Origin of the sequence: Synechococcus sp. A10-1-5-1 (assembly GCF_023115425.1) — a bacterium.
Lineage (GTDB): Bacteria > Cyanobacteriota > Cyanobacteriia > PCC-6307 > Cyanobiaceae > Vulcanococcus.
In genome coordinates, this window is sequence record NZ_CP096032.1 from 1,713,084 (window position 1) to 1,732,533 (window position 19,450).

General features: G+C 65.4%; 21 protein-coding genes. 6 read left to right on the forward strand and 15 right to left on the reverse strand.

The window, feature by feature from the left end:
- Nucleotides 1–2 precede the first annotated feature (2 nt).
- The 7 genes from MY494_RS09210 to MY494_RS09240 all read right to left on the reverse strand — a co-directional run bounded on the left by MY494_RS09210 (nt 3) and on the right by MY494_RS09240 (nt 5,790).
- Nucleotides 3–167: a hypothetical protein gene (locus MY494_RS09210; protein ID WP_247909956.1), complete on the reverse strand. Its 165-nt coding sequence runs from the start codon at nt 165–167 to the stop codon at nt 3–5.
- Nucleotides 164–427, reverse strand: a complete 264-nt coding sequence (locus tag MY494_RS09215) for a hypothetical protein (protein WP_247909957.1) — start codon at nt 425–427, stop codon at nt 164–166. Before MY494_RS09215 ends, MY494_RS09210 begins: the two co-directional genes overlap by 4 nt.
- Nucleotides 428–638: 211 nt before the next feature.
- A complete protein-coding gene (locus tag MY494_RS09220; RefSeq protein WP_247909958.1) occupies nt 639–1,805 on the reverse strand; it encodes a tyrosine-type recombinase/integrase in 1,167 nt (388 codons plus the stop codon).
- Between the two features lie 404 nt (nt 1,806–2,209).
- A complete protein-coding gene (locus MY494_RS09225) occupies nt 2,210–3,748 on the reverse strand; it encodes a SulP family inorganic anion transporter (RefSeq protein ID WP_247909959.1) in 1,539 nt (512 codons plus the stop codon).
- Between the two features lie 31 nt (nt 3,749–3,779).
- The gene (locus MY494_RS09230; protein WP_247912009.1) at nt 3,780–4,694 is read right to left on the reverse strand and encodes an oxidoreductase; all 915 of its coding nucleotides are present in this window, start codon (nt 4,692–4,694) and stop codon (nt 3,780–3,782) included.
- 14 nt (nt 4,695–4,708) lie between these two features.
- Nucleotides 4,709–5,524 (reverse strand): methyltransferase domain-containing protein, encoded by an 816-nt coding sequence (locus MY494_RS09235; protein WP_247909960.1) that lies wholly within the window; start codon nt 5,522–5,524, stop codon nt 4,709–4,711.
- An 11-nt stretch (nt 5,525–5,535) separates the two neighbouring features.
- A complete protein-coding gene (locus MY494_RS09240; RefSeq protein WP_247909961.1) occupies nt 5,536–5,790 on the reverse strand; it encodes a hypothetical protein in 255 nt (84 codons plus the stop codon).
- A 53-nt stretch (nt 5,791–5,843) separates the two neighbouring features.
- On the opposite strand from MY494_RS09240, the gene MY494_RS09245 reads away from it, so the two are divergent.
- Genes MY494_RS09245 through MY494_RS09260 form a run of 4 tightly spaced genes read left to right on the forward strand, consistent with a single transcriptional unit; the run spans nt 5,844 to nt 10,360 of the window.
- Nucleotides 5,844–6,302: a protein phosphatase gene (locus tag MY494_RS09245; protein WP_247909962.1), complete on the forward strand. Its 459-nt coding sequence runs from the start codon at nt 5,844–5,846 to the stop codon at nt 6,300–6,302.
- Nucleotides 6,302–6,925, forward strand: a complete 624-nt coding sequence (locus MY494_RS09250; RefSeq protein ID WP_247909963.1) for a 2OG-Fe(II) oxygenase — start codon at nt 6,302–6,304, stop codon at nt 6,923–6,925. Before MY494_RS09245 ends, MY494_RS09250 begins: the two co-directional genes overlap by 1 nt.
- Nucleotides 6,926–6,974: 49 nt before the next feature.
- Entirely contained in the window at nt 6,975–9,755 is a 2,781-nt protein-coding gene (locus tag MY494_RS09255; protein ID WP_247909964.1) for a valine--tRNA ligase, read from the forward strand.
- Entirely contained in the window at nt 9,755–10,360 is a 606-nt protein-coding gene (locus MY494_RS09260; protein WP_247909965.1) for a TVP38/TMEM64 family protein, read from the forward strand. The genes MY494_RS09255 and MY494_RS09260 overlap by 1 nt, the downstream gene beginning before the upstream one ends.
- Here MY494_RS09260 and MY494_RS09265 read toward each other — a convergent pair.
- Genes MY494_RS09265 through MY494_RS09275 form a run of 3 tightly spaced genes read right to left on the reverse strand, consistent with a single transcriptional unit; the run spans nt 10,345 to nt 13,001 of the window.
- Nucleotides 10,345–10,518, reverse strand: coding sequence for a hypothetical protein (locus MY494_RS09265; RefSeq protein ID WP_247909966.1), 174 nt, complete (start codon nt 10,516–10,518; stop codon nt 10,345–10,347). The genes MY494_RS09260 and MY494_RS09265 overlap by 16 nt on opposite strands.
- Nucleotides 10,515–12,560 (reverse strand): NAD-dependent DNA ligase LigA, encoded by a 2,046-nt coding sequence (gene ligA, locus MY494_RS09270; protein ID WP_247909967.1) that lies wholly within the window; start codon nt 12,558–12,560, stop codon nt 10,515–10,517. The genes MY494_RS09265 and ligA overlap by 4 nt, the downstream gene beginning before the upstream one ends.
- Nucleotides 12,561–12,572: 12 nt before the next feature.
- A complete protein-coding gene (locus tag MY494_RS09275; protein ID WP_247909968.1) occupies nt 12,573–13,001 on the reverse strand; it encodes a DUF4864 domain-containing protein in 429 nt (142 codons plus the stop codon).
- Between the two features lie 83 nt (nt 13,002–13,084).
- Here MY494_RS09275 and MY494_RS09280 point away from each other — a divergent pair, with 83 nt between their 5' ends.
- Entirely contained in the window at nt 13,085–13,615 is a 531-nt protein-coding gene (locus MY494_RS09280) for a SprT family zinc-dependent metalloprotease (RefSeq protein WP_247909969.1), read from the forward strand.
- Between the two features lie 133 nt (nt 13,616–13,748).
- Nucleotides 13,749–14,324: a hypothetical protein gene (locus MY494_RS09285; RefSeq protein WP_247909970.1), complete on the forward strand. Its 576-nt coding sequence runs from the start codon at nt 13,749–13,751 to the stop codon at nt 14,322–14,324.
- On the opposite strand, the gene MY494_RS09290 is transcribed toward MY494_RS09285, so the two are convergent.
- From MY494_RS09290 to dnaB, 5 genes are all read right to left on the reverse strand, one after another.
- Nucleotides 14,261–14,617, reverse strand: coding sequence for a hypothetical protein (locus MY494_RS09290; protein WP_247909971.1), 357 nt, complete (start codon nt 14,615–14,617; stop codon nt 14,261–14,263). The genes MY494_RS09285 and MY494_RS09290 overlap by 64 nt on opposite strands.
- Nucleotides 14,618–14,687: 70 nt before the next feature.
- Nucleotides 14,688–15,353: a chorismate lyase gene (locus MY494_RS09295; RefSeq protein ID WP_256463406.1), complete on the reverse strand. Its 666-nt coding sequence runs from the start codon at nt 15,351–15,353 to the stop codon at nt 14,688–14,690.
- Nucleotides 15,313–15,993, reverse strand: coding sequence for a hypothetical protein (locus MY494_RS09300; RefSeq protein WP_247909972.1), 681 nt, complete (start codon nt 15,991–15,993; stop codon nt 15,313–15,315). Before MY494_RS09300 ends, MY494_RS09295 begins: the two co-directional genes overlap by 41 nt.
- Before the next feature lie 24 nt (nt 15,994–16,017).
- A complete protein-coding gene (gene mnmG, locus MY494_RS09305; protein ID WP_247909973.1) occupies nt 16,018–17,940 on the reverse strand; it encodes a tRNA uridine-5-carboxymethylaminomethyl(34) synthesis enzyme MnmG in 1,923 nt (640 codons plus the stop codon).
- A 9-nt stretch (nt 17,941–17,949) separates the two neighbouring features.
- Complete coding sequence (dnaB, locus tag MY494_RS09310) at nt 17,950–19,365, reverse strand: replicative DNA helicase (RefSeq protein WP_247909974.1); 1,416 nt, start codon at nt 19,363–19,365, stop codon at nt 17,950–17,952.
- Nucleotides 19,366–19,450: the final 85 nt, after the last annotated feature.

The following is a 19,450-nucleotide window of genomic DNA, read 5'->3' on the forward strand; positions in this document are numbered from 1 at the left end:
GCTCACTCCACCTCCGGTCCTTCAAAGAGGCGGCGCTCGAGTGCTTCAGCTCTGTGGTGGCACTCGTTGGCATAGCGGACGTAGCCCTGCTTGCTCCACCAATGGGCGCGGGTGCGTTCCCAGTTGAGGGCAGCGACAAGGTGCTCGAACTTGAGAGCTGCTCTCATTGCTGCGCCTCCTTTTGCAGTTCACGCATGGCGCGATCGGCGGCGTAGGCCTGCTCACCTGCGCGGTGGATGGTTTGGCGACAGCGATCGATGTTCCAAGTGATCTTCGAGTTGCAGCTGAGCCCGCGTGCGTAGTGGACGCCTGGGCGAAGGACGCCGCCATGCGACTCCCTGGCGCGCCTGAGGGTGGCTTGGGAAATGCCCAGAGCTTCTGCTGCCTGCGGGGTTGGCAACCAGAGCTCTGCCTGTTGCGATTGCATAAGCGTGAGTAGGTATGACTAAACGCTATGCAGGCAAATAAGTAGCCCTCAGCCATATCGAGGCGTAGGGAACTTGTTGAGTCTCAGTTATGGGGCCGACCCTGAACAAATGGGATCAGGGGCGAACAAATGGGATCAGGGGTGAACAAATGGGATCAACATCACCCCGATAGATGGGGTCAACCCCGCCAAAATGGATTGCTACAGAGTGTTACTGCGACACCTTGGAAAGCTTTGCCATTGCGGTTCGGCGCTGCTTGGCTGCTGCCACCGCGTCCTTGACCGAGGTCTCGTCAGTCCAGTTCCCGTAGTACCGGAGATGGGTGTCGTGGTCGTGTCCCATCAGGCTCGAGGCCCAGCGGGTGCCCACCCCCATCAGGTGCGCTTGCCAAGCAAAGCCATGGCGCAGGCTGTATGGCGTCAGGCCTGGAGTGCTGGCCACCAGTGACCGCCAAGGCTGATACCGGCGCAGGTACTGAGCGAAGGCGTTCCCGACCAGCTTGGAGGTGTGCTGCCCCTTCTTGTATCCCTCAATCGCCGTCTGGATCTGCGGGGGGAGCTTGATCAGGCCGCTGGCCCATTGATGGGCGAGCTTGTCCCCAAGCCCCTCCAGCTCGACTGGCTCTAGCGCTTCAAGGATCCGCTCCTTGCCGCGGCCCTGTTCGCGGGCAGTCCGATTCATGTCCGCCCTATTGCGCTTGACCCCAGTGGTGCGCAGCTGGCCGTCTTCAAAGCGGAGGTTCGCCAGCTCAGCAGGGCGCAGGCCAAACAGGGCCACCAACCCCACCGCGAGGTAGAGGTCCCATCGCTTGTCGGCCTCCAGTGCTTCCAGCAACTGGATGAGCTGCTCTGGCTTCAGAGGCGGAGTCTGAATGTCGGTTGCTTGCCGATCGGCCATGCCCACCAGTTCCCGGCGCTTCTCCTTGGAGGTTGCCAAGAACAGCGAGGGCATCCCGCAGTCCTCCACGCAATGCCGCAGCAAGGCGGAGAGCTCCTGCAGGTTCCGGCGGCGCCCCTCACCGCCTGGTGCTGTGTTCTGCAAGTGCATCTCGGTGTAAGCCTTCAGCACCGCAGGCCCATCACCTGGAGCGGGCTTGGAGGCCATCACCTCAAGGAACCGTTTGATCACCTTGCGAGAGTCCCCGAGGGTGGTCTCCCTTAGGTCGCTGCGCTTGCGGAGGTAGTCCCTGCATGCCGCGGCCCATTCCCCCTCTTGGGCGCTGAGTGAGCTGGCGTCGATCTTGCGGACCCGCTTGGCGTTCTTCTTCCGCTCCTTGACGGTGGTGAAGGAGGTGTCCTCCCCCATCTCGGTGATGAAACTCTTGACCTCCTTGAGGACGGCCTGGCCGGCGCCGCGCTCCCAAGGAATGTCAGTCATGTAGTCCAGCCGCTTGCTGCTGCCCGGCTGCCTGTACCAGAGCCTTACGCGCTCTCTTGCATTGGAGACGGTCCAGCAGCCGACATGGGGCCCATCAGGGATACCCTCAGCCAGCACCATCCGGATTGCGTCGCCCAGCCCTTGGGGGTCCGCCATTGATATGTGACTCGGTGCGCCAATAATTGCACACACTCCCTGCTTGTCTAACGGGATTCACTTGGTGCGCATTTGGCGCGTTTGTGTGCAAATCCGTGTGCAAATGGGCTCAAAACTGCCTACGCGTGAGCACGCAGATCTCCTAAAGCCCTTGGTATGACTAGGAGACCCCTTGCGGCAACTGCACACAAATTTGCCTTACAAGCAGGATGTCGCTGGTTCGAACCCGGCACCGGGCATCAAGGCCGTTAGTGGGCTGACGACAGCTCACCTCCGCGGCCGCCGGCCTCTTCTGCCACGCCGATGCGTGCGAACAGGTTCGTGCTCTCTTGATTGAGGTTCACAACCTCAACATCACTGCCGCCAAGCTTGAGCTTGCGGATCACCTGGTCAAGGGCGGTCACGCCGCTTTGATCCCAGATGTGGGCTTCGCCCATGTCGATGGTGACGCGAGCAGGGTGCTCGTGCAGTTCAAAGCCCTGGCGGAAATAGATGCTGCTGACGAAGAACAGCTGGCCGCGGACGCGATAAATCCGGTGATCGCTGCCGCTGAGCTCGCTGCTCACCTCGATCACCTTGGCCACCTTGCGGCTGAAGAGAATTCCAGCCAGGGCCACACCGGAGAGCAGGCCCACCGCCAGGTTGTGGGTCAGCACGGTGACGACCACCGTCAGCAACATCACGGAGGTGTCGCTCTTGGGGATGCGGCGGATGCTGCGGATCGAATCCCAGTTCGCGGTGTTGATGGCGATCATCACCATCACCCCCACCAGGGTGGCCATGGGGATCTGATTCACCCACTGGCTGGCCAGCAGGATCATCGCCAGCAGGCTGACGCCCGAGGTGAGGGTGGAGAGGCGGGTGCGGCCGCCATAGCCCACGTTCATCACCGATTGGCCCACCAAGGCGCAACCGGCCATGCCGCCGAAGAGGGAGCTGACGATGTTGCCGATGCCTTGGCCGCGGGCCTCCTGGTTTTTGTGGGTGCTGCTGTCGGTGAGGTCGTCGAGGATGTCCTGGGTCAGGAAGGTCTCCATCAGGCCCACCAGGGAGATGGCCAGGGCCGTTGGCAGGATCAAGCCCAGGGTGCCCGTGGTGAAGGGAACCTGAGGTAGGCCGAATTGGGGGAGGCCGGCCGGCAGGGTGCCGAGGCTGCTCACCGTGGGCACGTCAAGGCCCATGCGAATGGAGATGCCGGTCGAGATGAAGATCGCCACCAGGGCCGAGGGGACGACCTTGGTGAAGCGCGGCAACACATAAATGATCACCAGGGTTAGGGCCATCAGACCCCAGACCGCTGGCAGTTGAGCTGAGGTGACCGCCACCTTTTCGGGGTGGAAGAAATCGAGCCCCAGCTGGGGAAGCTGTGCCAGGAAGATCAGAATCGCCAGGGCGTTCACAAAGCCCGCCATCACCGGCTGGGGCACGAAGCGCATCTGATGGGCCAGGCGCAGATAGCCCCAGGCGATCTGCAGGACGCCTGTCAGAACCCCCGCTGCCAGCAGGTACTGCAGCCCCATCCCTTCTCCGAGGGCGTTGCCCTGTTCCACCAGCCCGGTCATCAGCAGGGCGGTGGAGCCCGTCGCCGAAGTGATCATGGCGGAGCGCCCACCGACGACTGCCAGGGTCACCGAGAGCATGAAGGCGCCAAACAGGCCGACCCGCGGATCAACGCCGGCGATGCCGGAGAAGGCGATGGCCTCGGGGATCATCGCGAAGGCCACCACCAGGCCCGAGAGGATGTCCCGATGGGGTTTGCCCCACCATTCTTTGAGGGCGAAATTCATAGGACCTGCGGTGGCTGTCGTCTGGCGTTCCCTACCGGGAACTGCCCGCTTCGGCCGACCCTATCAGTGCTGCACTGACCTCCCTGAGGCGGGCGCAGGCCTCAGGATCCAGCGCTTGCGGGGGCATGCGGCAGCTCGTTGGGTAGCCCCGCAGGTTCCCGAAGCCCCCTGGTCCGTAGAACACCCCCGCCTTGGCCTCCGGGGCCGTGGCGGCATAGAGCTGGGGCAGGGCACCCATGGCGGCGCTTTGGAAGAGCGGGTCCATCAGGCGGTAGGCCAGCCCCTCAACCTTGGCGTTTTTTGAGGCCACGGAGGTGGGCTGCAGGTTGGTGCGGGCCAGCCCCGGGTGTGCCACGAGCGACTGCACGCTGGAGCCTTCCTGCTCCAGCTGGCGCTGCAGCTCTAGGGCCGTCATGGCGTTGGCGAGCTTGCTTTGGCCGTAGGCATCCCAGGGCCTGTAGCGCTTCTCCCCTTGGAGATCCTCGAACTGGATGCGGCCGAAATAGGCCGCCCCGGAGCTCACATGCACCACTCGGCCGGCAGGGCTCTGCTTCAGCAGGGGAAGCAAGGCCTGGGTCAAGGCAACGTGGCCCAGGTGGTTCACCGCGAATTGCAACTCAAATCCCTGGCGGCTCAGGGTCCGGGGCGGTGCCATCACCCCAGCGTTGTTCAGCAGCAGATCGAGACTCTGCACCTGGGCGGCGGCCCGCTGCACACTGCCCAGATCCGCCAGGTCCAGTTCCAGGGGGATCAACTCAGCGCCGGTTTCCGCCTGCAGGGCTGAGGCGGTGGTGGTGGCTTTCTCCAGGCTGCGGCAGGCCAGCAGCACGGTGGCGCCTTTGGTGGCGAGGGCCCTGGCGCTCTCGAGGCCCAGGCCGCTGTTGGCACCGGTGATCAGGGCGGTCCGCCCCCGTTGATCGGGAATCTCAGCGGCGGTCCAGGGCACGGCGGGGCGGAGCACTACGCCCCCAATCGTCTCGCCCGCAGCTCCAGCACCGTGGGTCCGACCCAAAAACTGCCGGGGTCGGACGCGGCAGCCTGAATCTGCGCGAGCGTTTCGGCTTGATCCGCTGCGCTCCAGAGCCCCAGCCGTTGCAGCTGCAGCCCGTAGACCGCGACAAAGCGCTCCATCCACTGGGCCGCCATGGATCCCTGGCGACCCAGTACCGGCAGAGGCAAAAGCTCTTCGATTTGCCAGCCCCGAGCGGCGAGCAAGGACGGCAACTTGCGGTTCACGTCCGGGTCTCCGCCGGCTGCGCGGAAGCTCTGCTGACAGGCCTGGCCGAAGCGGGCCACCGCCTCCGCCCCTGGATGGAGGGCGAAGGTGTCCCAGTGGACGTATTCGTGGAAGAGCACCTGGGAGCCCGCTGGAAGGCACTGCTCAAGCCCCGTCAGCAGGGGCTCAAGGTCCGGCAGAAACATCGCTAGCCACCGGCACCAGGCCAGATCGAATGGCTCGTCCGGCCAGGGATCCTTCAACAGGTCGTGTTGGCGGAACTCCAGCTGGGCCAGGCCGCCCCGCTGCGCTAGTTCTTGGGCCTCTGCGACGTAGTCCCCGCTGAGCTCCAGGCCCAGGACCCGTCCACTGGGGCCCACGCAGGCGGCGAGATCGGCGGCCGCAAAGCCAGGGCCGGCGCCCAAATCGAGCAGCCGTTGCCCGGCTCTGAGGCCTGCCCGCGTCCAGGCCGCTTGGCTGATGGGTAACCAGAGCGCGTGCTGAAAGTGCAGGCGCTCCAGTTCGCTCTGATGGGTTCCGAGGACGTAGTCCGAGGCCATGGCCCCGAGGCTCAGTCTTCAGGGAAGAGCAGCGCGGCGAGTTCGTCGGGATCCACGTCATAGACGCGGGCCAGGCTGGTTTCGATCGCAGCGGTCACCTCGCCGGGGAGGAAGCGCATGGCGCTGAGGGCGTCGTCGGTGATCTCGTCGGTCAAAAGCTTGTCGCCGCCAAGCTTTTCGTCATTGATGACGGCCATCACCCAGCTCTGGTAGGCGTACACCAGATCGGAAAACTCCAGATCGGCATCGTTGAAGTCGAGGGCCATGGCTCGGCGTTCACTGGACCGCAGTCTGCACACTGATGGGGAGGATGGATGTCATGACAACTGCATCTCCTGACCCGCTGGCCCTGCAGGCGACCTTGGTGGATTTCGCCCTGGCGGAGTTGGTGCGCCAAAACCGCGAGAGCTTCCCGCCCCTCTGGAGTCGTGAGAGCTGGGCGAAATTGCTGATCTGGTTGGCCCTGAACTGCGGTTGCAGTGGCGATGAGGCGGGTCTGAAGACCTTCGCTGAGGCCATCGGTGCGGTCCAGACCGCTCGGATGCGCCGGGTCTTCTTTGAGCGGGAGCTGGGGGATCTGGAGCTGCAGTTGATGGCCGATCCCGCCGAGCAGCAGGTGCTGGTCCTGCCCCAAGGCCCCGCTGATGAGGTGCTTGACCCCGATCGAATCAGGCGCGCGCTGGAGCGGGTCGGTTTGAGCGAGCGTCTCCCGCCGGAGCGGGAGCGCTGGCAGCGCCTTGATGCCCTGGTGGCCATCCCCTGGTTGGAGTCGGCCTGATGGACCTGATCGCCCGGTACAGCAACCCTGGTTTTGAAGCCCTCTCCGATGGGGTGATGGCCTTTTTCGAGCGCCGCGAGGACCTGCGGCGTCCTGGAGTGGCCTTTGGGCCCGATGGGACTGAGCCCGCCAAGGTCTCGACCGACATCAGCCTGGTCGCCATCGACCGCTCTGACCCCGAAGCCTTTGCCCTGGCGGAGGTGATCCTGCGCGGGGTCACGGCTGCCTTGGAGCGCTATCTGCAGGAGCGCCCCCTGTTTCGCGATTGCTGCCCGGATCAAGAGCTCTTCGTTAATCCGATCTTCAACCTGCAGCGCTATGCCCCCGGTGAGGGCTTCAAGCGCTGGCACTGCGATTGGACCATCAGCGATGAGGCCACCGAGCCGGTGCACCGCGTCATGGCCTGGATTCTTTATTGCAACAGCGTCGAGGAAGCCGGCACCGAGTTCCACTGGCAGGGGCACCACGAGGAGGCCCAGCGCGGCAAACTCGTGCTCTTCCCCGCAGGGCCCTCCCACATCCACCGCGGCCGGGTGAATCAGAGCGAGAGCAAAACCATCGCCACCGGTTGGATTAACGCCGGTAGCCGGGAGGCCTATCTCAAGCGCCTGGCGGCGGGGTGAGTCCCCGGCGGCCCTTTGCGAGCATGGGTGAATTGCCTGATCTGCTCCCGTGACCGAGGCCACCGCCGCTGCTCCTGCCACCGCTGCGGAGGCTCTGTCCAAGACCTATGACCCGGTGGGTACCGAGGCGCGCTGGCAGCAGGCCTGGGAAACCCAAGGCGCGTTTCACCCCGACCCGAAGGCCCCCGGTGAGCCGTTTTCGGTGGTGATCCCACCGCCGAACGTGACCGGCAGCCTGCACATGGGCCACGCGTTCAACACGGCCCTGATCGACACGATCGTCCGCTTCCAGCGGTTGCAGGGCAAGAACGTCCTGTGCCTGCCCGGCACCGACCACGCCTCGATCGCCGTGCAGACGATCCTGGAGAAGCAGCTCAAGGCGGACGGCAAGCGCAAGGAAGACCTCGGCCGTGAGGCCTTCCTGGAGAAGGCCTGGGAATGGAAGGCCCAGAGCGGCGGCACGATCGTCGGCCAGCTGCGTCGCCTCGGCTACTCAGTCGACTGGCGCCGTGAGCGCTTCACCCTCGACGCCGGCTGCAGCGAAGCGGTGATCGAAGCCTTTAATCGCCTGCATGAGCAGGGCTTGATCTACCGGGGTGAATACCTGGTGAATTGGTGCCCCGCGTCTGGATCCGCCGTGAGCGATCTGGAGGTGGAGATGAAGGAGGTGGATGGTCACCTCTGGCATTTCCGCTATCCCCTGAGCAGCGGCAAGGGCTTCCTGGAGGTGGCCACGACCCGCCCGGAAACCCTCTTGGGTGACACCGGGGTGGCGGTGAATCCCAAGGATCCGCGTTATGGCGAGCTGGTGGGCCAGACCCTGAACCTGCCGCTGGTGGGCCGGGAGATTCCGATCGTGGCCGACGACCACGTCGATGCGGAGTTCGGGACGGGCTGCGTCAAAGTCACCCCCGCCCACGACCCCAACGACTTCGCGATCGGTCAGCGCCACAACCTGCCGCTGATCACAGTGATGGCGAAGGACGGCTCGATGAATGAGGCCGCCGGTCGCTTCCAAGGACTCGATCGCTTTGAAGCCCGCAAGGCCGTGGTGGCGGCCATGGAGGAGGAGGGCTTCCTGGTGAAGGTGGAGGACTACCGCCACAGCGTTCCCTTCTCCGACCGGGGCAAGGTGCCCGTGGAGCCGCTGCTCTCGACCCAGTGGTTCGTCAAAACCGAGCCCTTGGCGGCCCGCTGCCGCGAGGCGTTGGATCAGGCCGATCCACGTTTTGTGCCAGAGCGCTGGAGCAAGGTCTACCGCGATTGGCTCACGGACATTCGCGATTGGTGCATCTCCCGCCAGCTCTGGTGGGGCCACCGCATTCCCGCCTGGTTTGTCGTCAGCGAGACCGGCGGCGTGATCACCGACAGCACGCCCTATGTCGTGGCCCGTGATGAAGGCGAGGCCCAGCGCAAAGCCGAAGCCCAATTCGGTGCCGGTGCCGCCCTGGAGCAGGACCCCGACGCCCTCGACACCTGGTTCTCCAGCGGTCTATGGCCCTTCTCCACCATGGGTTGGCCCCATGCCGAGGCGGCGGATCTGCAGCGCTGGTACCCCACCAGCGTGCTGGTGACGGGTTTCGACATCATCTTTTTCTGGGTGGCCCGGATGACGATGATGGCCGGCGCCTTCACGGGGCGAATGCCGTTCCAGGACGTCTACATCCACGGCCTGGTGCGGGATGAGAACAACCGCAAGATGAGCAAGTCGGCGGGCAATGGCATCGACCCGCTGCTGCTGATCGACCGCTACGGCGCCGATGCCCTGCGCTTTGCCTTGGTGCGTGAGGTGGCCGGCGCTGGCCAGGACATTCGCCTGGACTACGACCGCAAGTCAGACACCTCCGCCACGGTCGAGGCCTCGCGCAACTTCGCCAACAAGCTCTGGAACGTCACCCGCTTCGCCCTGATGAACCTGGGCGGCGAGACCCCCGCGAGCCTGGGTGAGCCTGACCCTGCGGCCCTGCAGCTGGCGGACCGTTGGATCCTGTCGCGGCTGGCCCGGGTGAACCGCGATAGCGCTGAGCGCTACGGCAGCTATGGCCTCGGGGAGGCGGCGAAGGGGCTCTATGAATTCGCCTGGAACGAGGTCTGCGACTGGTACGTCGAGCTGATCAAGCGCCGCCTGAACCCCGGCGAGAACCCCAGTGCTGAAGCTCTGGCGGATCAACGCACGGCCCGGCAGGTGCTGGCCAAGGCCCTGAATGAATTGCTGGTGATGCTGCATCCCCTGATGCCCCACCTCAGCGAGGAGCTCTGGCATGGCCTCAACGGCGAGCCCGAGGAGACGTTCCTGGCCCTGCAGCCCTGGCCCACTCTCGACGTCTCCGCCCTGGACGACGACCTGGAGGCGTCCTTCGCCGACCTGATTGAGGCGATCCGCGTGGTTCGCAACCTGCGGGCGGTGGCGGGTCTAAAGCCCAGCCAGAGCGTCCCAGTGCGGTTCGTGACCGGTCGCAGGGCCTTGGCCTCGGTGCTGAGTGCCGCCACCGCGGACATCACGGCCTTGACCCGCGCGGAGCAGGTGGAGGTGCTGGACCCCGCCGCCGCTGAGGCCAATCCCGCCGCCAAAGCCCTGGCCGGCGTGAGCGGTGAGCTTCAGGTGTTGCTGCCGATCGATGGCCTGGTGGATCTCGAGGCGCTGCGGGGTCGCCTGGAGAAGGACATCGCCAAGGCGGAGAAGGAGATCAAGGGGCTCTCGGGTCGCCTCTCGAACCCCAATTTCGCCTCCAAGGCCCCCCCTGAGGTGGTGGCGGAGTGCCAGGCCAACTTGGCGGAAGCGGAAGCCCAGGCGGAGCTGGCCCGCAAGCGCCTGGCCGACCTGGGTTGATGGATTGGCAGAGCTGGCTTCCGGTTCTTCAGTCCCCTGCTGGGGCGCTGCTGTTCATTCCCCTCTATGGGATTTGGGTGACGCTGCTGCTGCCGGGGGTCTGGGCTTCGATGCTGGCCGGCGCCTTGTACGGGACCTGGTGGGGCAGCCTGATCGTCTTTGTCGGGGCCTGCCTGGGGGCCGAAGCGGCCTTTCTGCTGGGACGGACCTGGCTGCGCGATTGGGCGCTGCGCCGGCTTGAGGCGTTCCCCAAGCTGCAGGCTGTTGAGCAGGCGGTCAGCCGAGAGGGCTTGAAGCTGGTGCTGCTCACCCGCCTCTCGCCAGCGTTCCCCTTCTCCTTGCTCAACCTGGCCTATGGCCTGAGCGAGGTGAGCCTGCGCGACTACACGATTGGTCTGATCGGGATCATTCCTGGCACGATCCTGTTCTGCGGCTTGGGGGCCCTCGCTGGCGATGTGGCCCGCTTTGGCGAGGTGCTCAGCGGTGAGGCCGATCCCTTGACCTGGGCCCTGCGGGTGGTGGGGATCGCCGCCACGGTGGCCTCGGTCTGGCTCGTGGGCCGCGCCGCCCAGCGGGCCTTAAAGGCCGCTCAGCCGTCGGATTGATCCGGCAGCCGCCAGTCGCGCAGCGCCGCAATCAGCACGAACCAGCCCAGCCGCAGCTTGGCGAGGGTGCCGGGGCGCTGGGCTAAATCGGCGTACTTGGCCCGGCCGCACTCAGTCTTGATCCAGCGGTAGATCGCGGGTGGCTGCTGGCTGTTCATCGGACCAGTAGGGCTTGGAGGTTCGCTTCGTCGAGCACGGGGATTCCCAGGCTCTCGGCTTTGCTCAGCTTGCTGCCGGCTTCCTCGCCCGCCACGACATAACTGGTTTTTTTGCTGACCGAGCTGGTCACCTTGCCGCCGGCGGCCTCGATCAGGGCCTGGGCCTGGGAGCGGCTGAGGCTGGGCAGGGTGCCGGTGAGCACGAAGGTCTGGCCGGTCAATGGGGCGGGACCGCTCTGCTCAGGCTGCTCCTCTTCAGCGCTGGCCAGGCTGAAGCCCAGGCGCTCGAGGGCCGTTAGCAGCTCCTGGTTGGCGCCGGTGGAGAACCACTGCTGCAGGCTTTGGGCGATCTCGCCGCCGACGCCGTAGACGGCGGTAATCGCTTCGGGGGTCTCCGTCGCGGCGGTGGCCAGGTCCGCAGCACTGGGGAAGGCCTTGGCCAGGGCTTTGGCGTTGACCTCGCCCACATGGTGAATGCCCAGGCCATAGAGCTGGCGGTGCCACGGCTGTTGCTTGGACTGCGCCAGGGCGGCCACGAGGTTCTCGGCGCTCTTGCTGCCCATGCGCTCCAGGCTGCAGAGCAGGGCCCCGTCGAGCCGGTAGAGGTCGGCGATGGAGCCCACCAGGCCCCGGTCCACCAGTTGTTCAATCAATTTGCTGCCCAGGCCATCGACATCGAGGGCGCCTTTGCTGACCCAATGGCGCAGGGCGCCGCGCAGGATGGCGGGACAGCTGCTGTTGACGCAGCGGGTGGCGGCTTCCCCTTCTTCGCGGACGAGCTCGGAACCGCATTCCGGGCAGGTGTGGGGGAGCTCCAATCGTTTGGCTGCGGCTGGGCGCAGCTCCGGCAGGACTCGGACCACCTCCGGAATGATTTCGCCGGCCTTACGCACGACGATCGTGTCGCCGGCGTGGAGATCGAGCTCCACCAGTCGATCGGCGTTGTGCAGGGTGGCCCGACTGACGCTGGTGCCGGCCAGGGGCACGGGTTCAAATTCGGCCACTGGGGTGATGACCCCTGTTCGTCCCACTTGGCAGCTGAGCCGCAGCAGTTTGCTGGGGGCTTCCTCGGCGGGGTACTTCAGGGCGATGGCCCAGCGGGGAGCCTTCTGGGTGAAGCCAGCGCTGTCCTGCAGCTTGAGGTCGTTGAGTTTCACGACGACGCCATCGGTGGCGTAGTTCAGCTGGCGGCGGCCGTCGTCCCAGTGCTCAAAGAACGCTTCGACCGCGTCTAGATCCGGCAGGAGGGCGGCGTTGGGATTGACCTTGAAGCCCGCTTGTTTGAGCCACTCCAGCGCGTCCCACTGGCTGGCGGGCCCTTCACTCCAGTCCTGGGGAAGGTGCAGGGTGTAGGCGAAGAAGTCGAGCTTGCGCGCGGCGACCACCTTGGGGTCCAGCTGCCGCAGGGTGCCGGCACAGGCGTTGCGGGGGTTGGCGAAGAGGGCTTCGCCGCGGGCCTGACGCTCGTTGTTGATGGCCGCGAAGGTGCCATCGGGGATCAGGGCTTCGCCGCGGACCTCGAGCCAGGCCGGTGGGTTCTCCAGCTGCAACCGCAGCGGGACCGAGGCGATCGTGCGGACATTGGCGGTGATCTCTTCCCCTTGCTCGCCGTCGCCGCGGGTGGCGGCCCGCACCAGCACCCCGTTCTCGTAGCTGAGGGCCAGGGCATTGCCGTCGATCTTCAGTTCACCGACCATCGGCAGCGCGGTGCCCGGCTCACGATCGAGCACCTTCAGCAAGCGGCCGTACCAGGCCTCGAGCTCTGTGGTGTTGAAGGCGTTGTCCAGGCTGAGCAGTCCAATCCTGTGGCGAACGCTGCTGAAGCCCGCCGCTGGTGCACCCCCGACCCGTTGGGTGGGGCTATCGACGGCAATCAGGCTGGGATCGGCGTTCTCAAGCTCCAGGAGCTCGCGATAGAGCCGGTCGTAGACCGAGTCCTCCATCACGGGGGCGTCGAGCACGTAGTAGGCGTGCGCGGCTTGGTTGAGCAGGGCGCGCAGTTCGCTCGCGCGTGCCTGGGGCTCGCTGGTGGTGCTGCTCACGGCAGGGCGTGATCAGGCGGCGGCCATTTTTTGAATCCGATCGACCTTCCAGTCGTCCTCGACCTTGACGAAGGTGAAGTCCAGGGGAAGCTCGGCGTTGTCTTCGGCCTTGAGCTTCACGGTCAAGGTGATCTGGTCTTCCTGGATCCGGGGACGACCGGACTTGAGGTTGCGGTACTTGTTCAGCTGCAGTCCCGCCAGGAAGCGAATGAACTGCTGCCGATTCACGTGGGAGCGGTAGTTCTTGGTGGTCAGCAGGTAGGCGGCGTCAATCCGACCAGAGGCCACCTGGGTGAAGAACTGCTTGATCACCGGATTGATCCCCCGGGCTTCCAGCACCAGCTTCACGGCGGTGATGGTCCAGTAGAGGAGCAGGGCCCCGGCGCCAGCCAACAGGGCTTTGGTTCCGATCTGAGAGATCAGGGCCGTATTGAGGTCCATCGCGCCCGGGACGAGTACATGCGGCCCATGAGTCTGACTGACGGGCCCGTCAGAATGCGGCGCAGCCGTCCAGCTCCTTCGGCGTGCCCCTGGCCCCTCTGCTGCCGCTCTACCACCGCCTCAACCGCGAGCACTTCGAGGGTTCCTTGGCCAGCGCCGATGGGACCAGCCTGGTGAGCGTGCGTTGGAGCGATGGGCGGATGCGCCGTAGCGCAGGGCTCTATCGCTATGGACCGGGCATTAGTGAGATCGTCCTCTCGCGCCCGTTGCTGGAACCGCTGCCGCTAGAGGCGTGCCTCAGCACGCTTTGCCACGAAATGATTCACGCCTGGATTCATCGGGTGGTGCGGGCCGATGAGGTGCACGGCCCCCATTTCCGCGCGCGGATGGCGGCGATCAACGGGGCTCAGCAGGCATTTCAAGTCAGCGTGCGCCATAGCTTTCCGGTGCCGGCGCAACCAGCGAAGTGGCTCGCGCGATGCCCCGGCTGCGGTCTGCAGTCCCCCTACCGCCGCCGCCGCCAGGGGGTTGCCTGCCGGCAGTGCTGCGATCGCTTTGAAGGGGGGCGTTGGAGTGCCCGTTTTCAGCTGGTCTTTGAGCGCTCCGCCGCCTAAGTTCCGCCCATGGCCACGGTTCTTTGGGTTTGGCAGCTGAGTGGCGTCTCGATCGCCCTGGTGGGACTGGGGCGTGAACGCTGGCTGCGTGCCCGTCGCCTGGGACGGGGGTAGGCCTCACTAGCCTGATTAGATGCCCGACTCCTACGACGACTGGTCCTCTGAGCGGCCTGAGCGCCCGGCCTACCGCCGTGGTGAGCGGCGTACCGAGCGGGGATTGGACCAGCGGATGGACCAATGGGTCTCGGCTGGTCGTCAGTTAGTTGATGGCGTTTCCGGTGCCCGTCCGGGCGCTCGCCGCTCCTCCAGCCTTCGTCTGGATCAGGTGGGTCGCTGGGTGGAAGACAAGATCGATTGGCTGCTGGAGGATGACGACGGCTGGCGGGAGTCCTGGGAGGAGCCCTCAGCGCCCCAACGACGCCGGCAGCCCTTGGATGCAATTTCCCGGCGGGGCCGCTCCATGCGGCCGACTTCGGCCCCTGCTCCAGTGCGCATGGAGCCGCAGCCCACGGCACCAGTTCCCGCTCCAGCGCAGGAACCCGTCGATCCTGACGCTTGGCCTGAAGACGAGAACTTCACGCTGAATCGCTGGAAGCGTGAGGCCAGCCCGCGGATGCCTGAGCGTTCCGTTGAGGTGGTGGACCCTCAGCCGTTTGATGCAGGCCTCGGTAGGTCGCTGCCTCGTTCAACCCGGCGGCGGGTGCGCTGAACCTGGTGCTTGGAGCGGGGGGTTCGGGTTTGCTGCTTCTGGACTTGAAAGGCGCAGCCCTGCTGTCGGAGTTGGGCGTTCACCGGCCCGATCAGATCGCGGGGCAGGTCCTCGGCCATTTGCTCGGCACTGGTGCTGATTGAAGCGCAGCCGTCCCAGAGGAGTTCCAGCAGGGATGCCCATTGCTCCACCAGTGTGAGCTGAGGTGGGCTGGTGCTGGTGTGGGGCCGTCTCCTGGAGCGGCGCCTGAGGGGAATCACGGTCATGACCATCACTTGCTGTAGGTCAATCATCCCGGGAGCACATTTCCCCGCAAGCTGTCAATCCTTTTTTGGCTCAACTCGTAACACCTGCAAGAAAATGTTATGGAGTTTTGTGTTCGGCGGGGCCGAGCCAGCGCTCCAGGAGTGGTGAGAACACCTCGCGGATCACCGTCAACTCCCGGCCCCCGCGGAAAAAGCGGTAGTGCCGGCTCCAATAGGGGCCAGGAATCCCAAACCCCTCCTCCAGCCAAGGCGCTTGAACGCGGGCTAGGCCATCGACCTCGCGGTAGAGCTCGGCGCGGTTGGCGGTGAGGCTGGTCCAGATGGGTTGATTGCGCGCCTGCAGGTGGTGGTCCGCTTGCTGTTGGTTCCACCAGCTCTCGGCCCAGGCCAGGGTGAGGGGGCCGCAGCGCAGCCAGACCTGGCGCCGCAGCAAGGGGGGCTCGAGCTCTTCGACCTCTTGGGGGGCTTCCTGCTCCACCTGTTGATCCGCCTGCATGGCGATCACTTCCACCTGAACGGGCTGCCCTGTCAGTGACTGCAGGTGCCGGGTGGGACTGCCATCCCCCAGGAGCAGGAGGCGCCAGGGCCCACTGAGTTGAGGGCCATCGCTGGTGGCATCGCCGCAGCTTCCAGCGGCCACCGCCTCCGGGGTGGCTTGCCAGAGGGGCCGGGGTGAGGGCCAGAGCTCATTGACTTGATGCGGGCTGCTCAGGATCTGGGCTTCAAAGACCTGCTCCGATGCTGACGCGCCGGCGCATGCCATTGCGTTCGATCAGAGCGCCATCGCTTTGGATCGAGATCAGCCGCCAGCCGCTGCTGCCGATCTGTTCCCCGACGAGGGCGTTGCTAGAGCTCGTTCCCTGCTGAAAAATGGCCGACCCCCGCTGGCCGGGGATTTGGACCACGCCGACGAGTTCGGGTAGGACGGGCTGCGGCGAAGTGGCCGCGATCTCAGGCGGGGCTGGAACCGCGGGCAGCGGTGGCAGTTGCGCGATCCAGGCTTCCTCCACTGGCGGCGGCGGTAGGGAGTCGCTGGAGGTGGGTTTTTCGCTGGTCTTGAGGTTGCGCAGGTCGCTCAGCAGCCGAGCGTTGCGCTCGAGCCGGAGTTGCCGTTGCGCCGTGTTCCAGCCCTGCCAGAGCCCCACACCGCCACCCAGGGCGCAGAGGAGCAGTGCGGCGAAGAGCCACTGCTTGGAGTGCAGGCTTTGGAAGCGCGCCGTTGGGGTCGGACGGCTCGCCTGGGTTGGCGTGGCTTCGCGGACGTCGACTTCGATCGCCTCCTGCAGCTCACTTCTCTCTTTGCTCGCTTGCGGAGGTGACGGATGGAACACCCGATCCATCACCTGCTCGGCCTTGAGCTCCCAATAAGCCTTCGAGGTGTTGGTGGAGCGAAGGCTGCTCACGCGGGGTAGCGCTGTCGATGAACCCTATCGGCTTTGCGGTGTGCTGACGAGGGTGCTGTTGCGGCGACTTTCCAATTCCAGCCAGAGCATCAGGGCCGTCACGTCGGCATGACTGACTCCGGGGATCCGCGAGGCCTGCCCCAGGTTGCTCGGTTGGATGGCGCTGAGCTTCTCGCGCGCTTCCCGCGACAGGGTGCCGATGCCTTCGTAATCGATCCCTTCGGGGATGCTCCGTTCGGCTTGCTTTTTCAGCTGGTCGATTTGCTGTTGCTGCCGGGCCAGATAGCCGCTGTATTTGATGTCGATCTCAGCTCCCTCGCGGACATCCAGGGGGAGTTCGGCCTCGGCGAGGCCATGGCGCACCAGGTCACCGCTGTGGAATCCCGGGCGCCGCAGCAGGTCGGCCAGGGTGATGGATCCCTTGATCGCCGCCTTGGTTTCCTCGGCCACTGCAGGCGCAACCGGGTCGCTGACTTTGAGGCGCACGCTCTCCAGCCGTTGTTTTTCGGCCTCGATCGCCTCCTGTTTGCGCTGGTAGATGTCCCAGCGACGGTCGTCGATCAAACCCAGCTCGCGGCCGAGGGGGGTCAGTCTGCGGTCGGCGTTGTCTCCGCGCAGGACCAGGCGGTATTCACTGCGGCTGGTCAGCACCCGGTAGGGCTCCCGCAGGTCCTTGGTGATCAGGTCATCGATCATCGTGCCGATGTAGCTCCCCTCCCGCGGGAAGTGGACGGGCTCCTGCTGCCGCAGCTGACGCACGGCATTGAGGCCGGCCACGAGCCCCTGGGCTGCCGCTTCCTCGTAGCCGGTTGTGCCGTTCAGTTGGCCGGCACTGAAGAGCCCCTTGACCCGTTTGGTCTCCAGGGAGGGTTTGAGCTGGGTGGCGGGCAGGTAGTCGTAATCCACGGCGTAGGCCGGCCGCAGCATCACGCACTGCTCCAGGCCCGGCAGGGTGCGCAGCAGTTCCAGCTGCAGCCGCTCCGGCAGTCCCGTGGAGAAACCCTGGACATAGATCTCCGGGGTGTCTCGGCCCTCGGGCTCCAGGAAGATCTGGTGGCTGTCCTTGTCGGCAAAGCGCACGATCTTGTCTTCGATTGAGGGGCAGTAGCGGGGCCCCTTGCTGTCGATCACCCCGCCGTAAATCGGCGTGAGGTGCAGGTTGTCTTTGATCAGCTGGTGGGTGGCCGCGGTCGTGCGGGTGATGTGGCAGCTCATCTGCTCGCCGCTGACCCAGCTGGCGGGATCAAAGGAGAAGTAGCGATCGGCGGCGTCGCTGGGTTGCTCCTCCAGTTGATCGAGGGCGATGCTGCGGCGGTCCACCCGGGCGGGCGTTCCTGTTTTGAGGCGGTCGGTTTGGAATCCCAACTCCTGGAGGGCCTCGGTGAGGCCCTCGGCGGCCTGCTCACCCGCGCGGCCCGCGGACATCGATTGATGCCCAACCCAGATCTGTCCGCCCAGGAAGGTGCCGGCGGTCAGGATCACGGCCCCGGCGCTGTAGGTACTGCCGAAGTAGGTCCGCACGCCCTTGATGGCGGCGTCCTCGACCACGAGTCCGGTCACCATCGCCTCGCGCAGGGCCAGGTTCGGGGTGTGCTGCAGCAGCTGCAGCATCTGGCGGGAGTATTGGCGTTTGTCGGTTTGCGCCCGCAGGGCCCAGACCGCGGGCCCGCGGCTGGCATTGAGCACGCGTTTCTGCAGGGCGGTGGCATCGGCAAGCCGGCCGATCACGCCACCGAGGGCATCCACCTCGTGGACGAGCTGGCTTTTGGCCGGACCGCCCACTGCCGGATTGCAGGGCTGCCAGGCGATCCGGTCGAGATTCAGAGAAAAGAGAGCGGTGCTGCAGCCCAGGCGAGCTGCGGTGATGGCCGCTTCACAACCGGCATGACCGCCGCCCACGACGATCACGTCGAAGTGCTCGATCGGGGCGAAGTCAGCGGAAACCATCCTTTGACGCTACGGCGCCGCCAGGTTGCGGAAGCGGGTGTACTGCGGCTCAAACAGCAGCTTGACCGTGCCCACCGGACCATTCCGGTGCTTGGTCACGATGATCTCGGTGATGCCCCGGTCTGGGGTGTCGGGGTTGTAGTACTCGTCCCGATAGATCATCAGCACCAGGTCGGCGTCCTGCTCGATCGATCCCGATTCCCTCAGGTCACTGAGCATCGGCCGCTTGTTGGTGCGGGACTCGACGCCCCGGCTGAGCTGGGAAAGGGCGATCACCGGAACGTTCAGTTCACGGGCCATTTGCTTGAGACCACGGGTGATCCGCGAGAGCTCTTGGACGCGGTTGTCGGAGCCGCTCCCTTCCATGAGCTGCAGGTAGTCAATGATCACGACCCCCAGCTCCTTGCCGCTCTCGGCCATCAGCCGCCGGCAGAGGGAGCGCATCTCCAGCACCCCCGCGTTCGGTTTGTCATCGATGTAAATCGGCATCTGCCCCAGGGTGCTGATGCCTTGCCCCAGCAGCGGCCATTCCTCTGGCTGCAGCCGGCCAGTGCGCAGCCGGCCGCTTTCGATGCCCACTTCCATCGCCAGCAAGCGGTAGGTGAGCTGCTCCTTGCTCATCTCCAGCGAGAACACGCAGACCGGCAGGTTGTGGAGCTGGGCCACGTTTTTGGCCAGGTTCAGCGTGATCGCGGTTTTGCCCATGGCGGGACGACCGGCAATGATGATCAGGTCGCTGCGCTGCAGCCCCTGGGTCATGGCATCGAGGTCGTAGAAGTTGACCGGGATGCCCGCAACGGCCGTTCCCAGGGAGCGGCTCTCGATCTCGTTAAAGGTGGCGGTCAGGATTTCGGCGGTGGGGGTCAGACCCGTGCTCGGCTTCTCCTGACTGATGGCAAAGATCTTCTGTTCGGCCTCATCGAGCACCTGCTCCATCGGCTTGCCCTGATCGAAGCCCAGCTGGATCACCTCGTTGCCGGAGCGGATCAGCTGACGGCGCAGGAATTTGTCCATCACCAGGCGCGCCACCTGGTCGATCGAGGCCGTCGAGAGCGTGCGCTCCACCAGCTCCACCAGCCGGCTGCTACCCCCCACCTTCTCGAGCGTGCTGGTATCCGCCAGCCAGGCGGTCATCGCCGTCAGGTCCGTTGGTTTGCCCTGGCTGTGCAGCATCAAGGCGGTGCGATAGATCTCCCGGTGGGCGGAGAGATAGAAGGCCTCCGGTTGCAGGACATCGGCGACGCGGCCGATGGCATCTGGGTCCAGCAGGATCCCGCCCAGGACCGCTTCTTCGGCCTCCAGGTTCTGGGGCGGCACTCCATCCGGCATCGCCTCGAAACGCTCGTCGTCCCGTGGTCGACCCCGGGGCGCTCCGCGGCCGCCGCCCTCCTCGGCGTCGCTTTGGCTCAGGGGAACGCTCACCATTGCTTTGGGTGGGGCTGCAAATGAAAAGCCGTCAGTCCCGTTGGGGCCTGACGGCGAAGGGGGCGTTCATTGTGACGGGAACCCT

Bases quoted from the DNA above. Each gene is read 5' to 3' on its own strand.
- MY494_RS09210 (WP_247909956.1), bottom strand. From the start codon at position 167: ATGAGAGCAGCTCTCAAGTTCGAGCACCTTGTCGCTGCCCTCAACTGG.
- MY494_RS09215 (WP_247909957.1), bottom strand. From the start codon at position 427: ATGCAATCGCAACAGGCAGAGCTCTGGTTGCCAACCCCGCAGGCAGCA.
- MY494_RS09220 (WP_247909958.1), bottom strand. From the start codon at position 1,805: ATGACTGACATTCCTTGGGAGCGCGGCGCCGGCCAGGCCGTCCTCAAG.
- MY494_RS09225 (WP_247909959.1), bottom strand. From the start codon at position 3,748: ATGAATTTCGCCCTCAAAGAATGGTGGGGCAAACCCCATCGGGACATC.
- MY494_RS09235 (WP_247909960.1), bottom strand. From the start codon at position 5,524: ATGGCCTCGGACTACGTCCTCGGAACCCATCAGAGCGAACTGGAGCGC.
- MY494_RS09240 (WP_247909961.1), bottom strand. From the start codon at position 5,790: ATGGCCCTCGACTTCAACGATGCCGATCTGGAGTTTTCCGATCTGGTG.
- MY494_RS09245 (WP_247909962.1), top strand. From the start codon at position 5,844: ATGACAACTGCATCTCCTGACCCGCTGGCCCTGCAGGCGACCTTGGTG.
- MY494_RS09250 (WP_247909963.1), top strand. From the start codon at position 6,302: ATGGACCTGATCGCCCGGTACAGCAACCCTGGTTTTGAAGCCCTCTCC.
- MY494_RS09260 (WP_247909965.1), top strand. From the start codon at position 9,755: ATGGATTGGCAGAGCTGGCTTCCGGTTCTTCAGTCCCCTGCTGGGGCG.
- MY494_RS09265 (WP_247909966.1), bottom strand. From the start codon at position 10,518: ATGAACAGCCAGCAGCCACCCGCGATCTACCGCTGGATCAAGACTGAG.
- MY494_RS09275 (WP_247909968.1), bottom strand. From the start codon at position 13,001: ATGGACCTCAATACGGCCCTGATCTCTCAGATCGGAACCAAAGCCCTG.
- MY494_RS09285 (WP_247909970.1), top strand. From the start codon at position 13,749: ATGCCCGACTCCTACGACGACTGGTCCTCTGAGCGGCCTGAGCGCCCG.
- MY494_RS09290 (WP_247909971.1), bottom strand. From the start codon at position 14,617: ATGATTGACCTACAGCAAGTGATGGTCATGACCGTGATTCCCCTCAGG.
- MY494_RS09295 (WP_256463406.1), bottom strand. From the start codon at position 15,353: ATGGCATGCGCCGGCGCGTCAGCATCGGAGCAGGTCTTTGAAGCCCAG.
- mnmG (WP_247909973.1), bottom strand. From the start codon at position 17,940: ATGGTTTCCGCTGACTTCGCCCCGATCGAGCACTTCGACGTGATCGTC.
- dnaB (WP_247909974.1), bottom strand. From the start codon at position 19,365: ATGGTGAGCGTTCCCCTGAGCCAAAGCGACGCCGAGGAGGGCGGCGGC.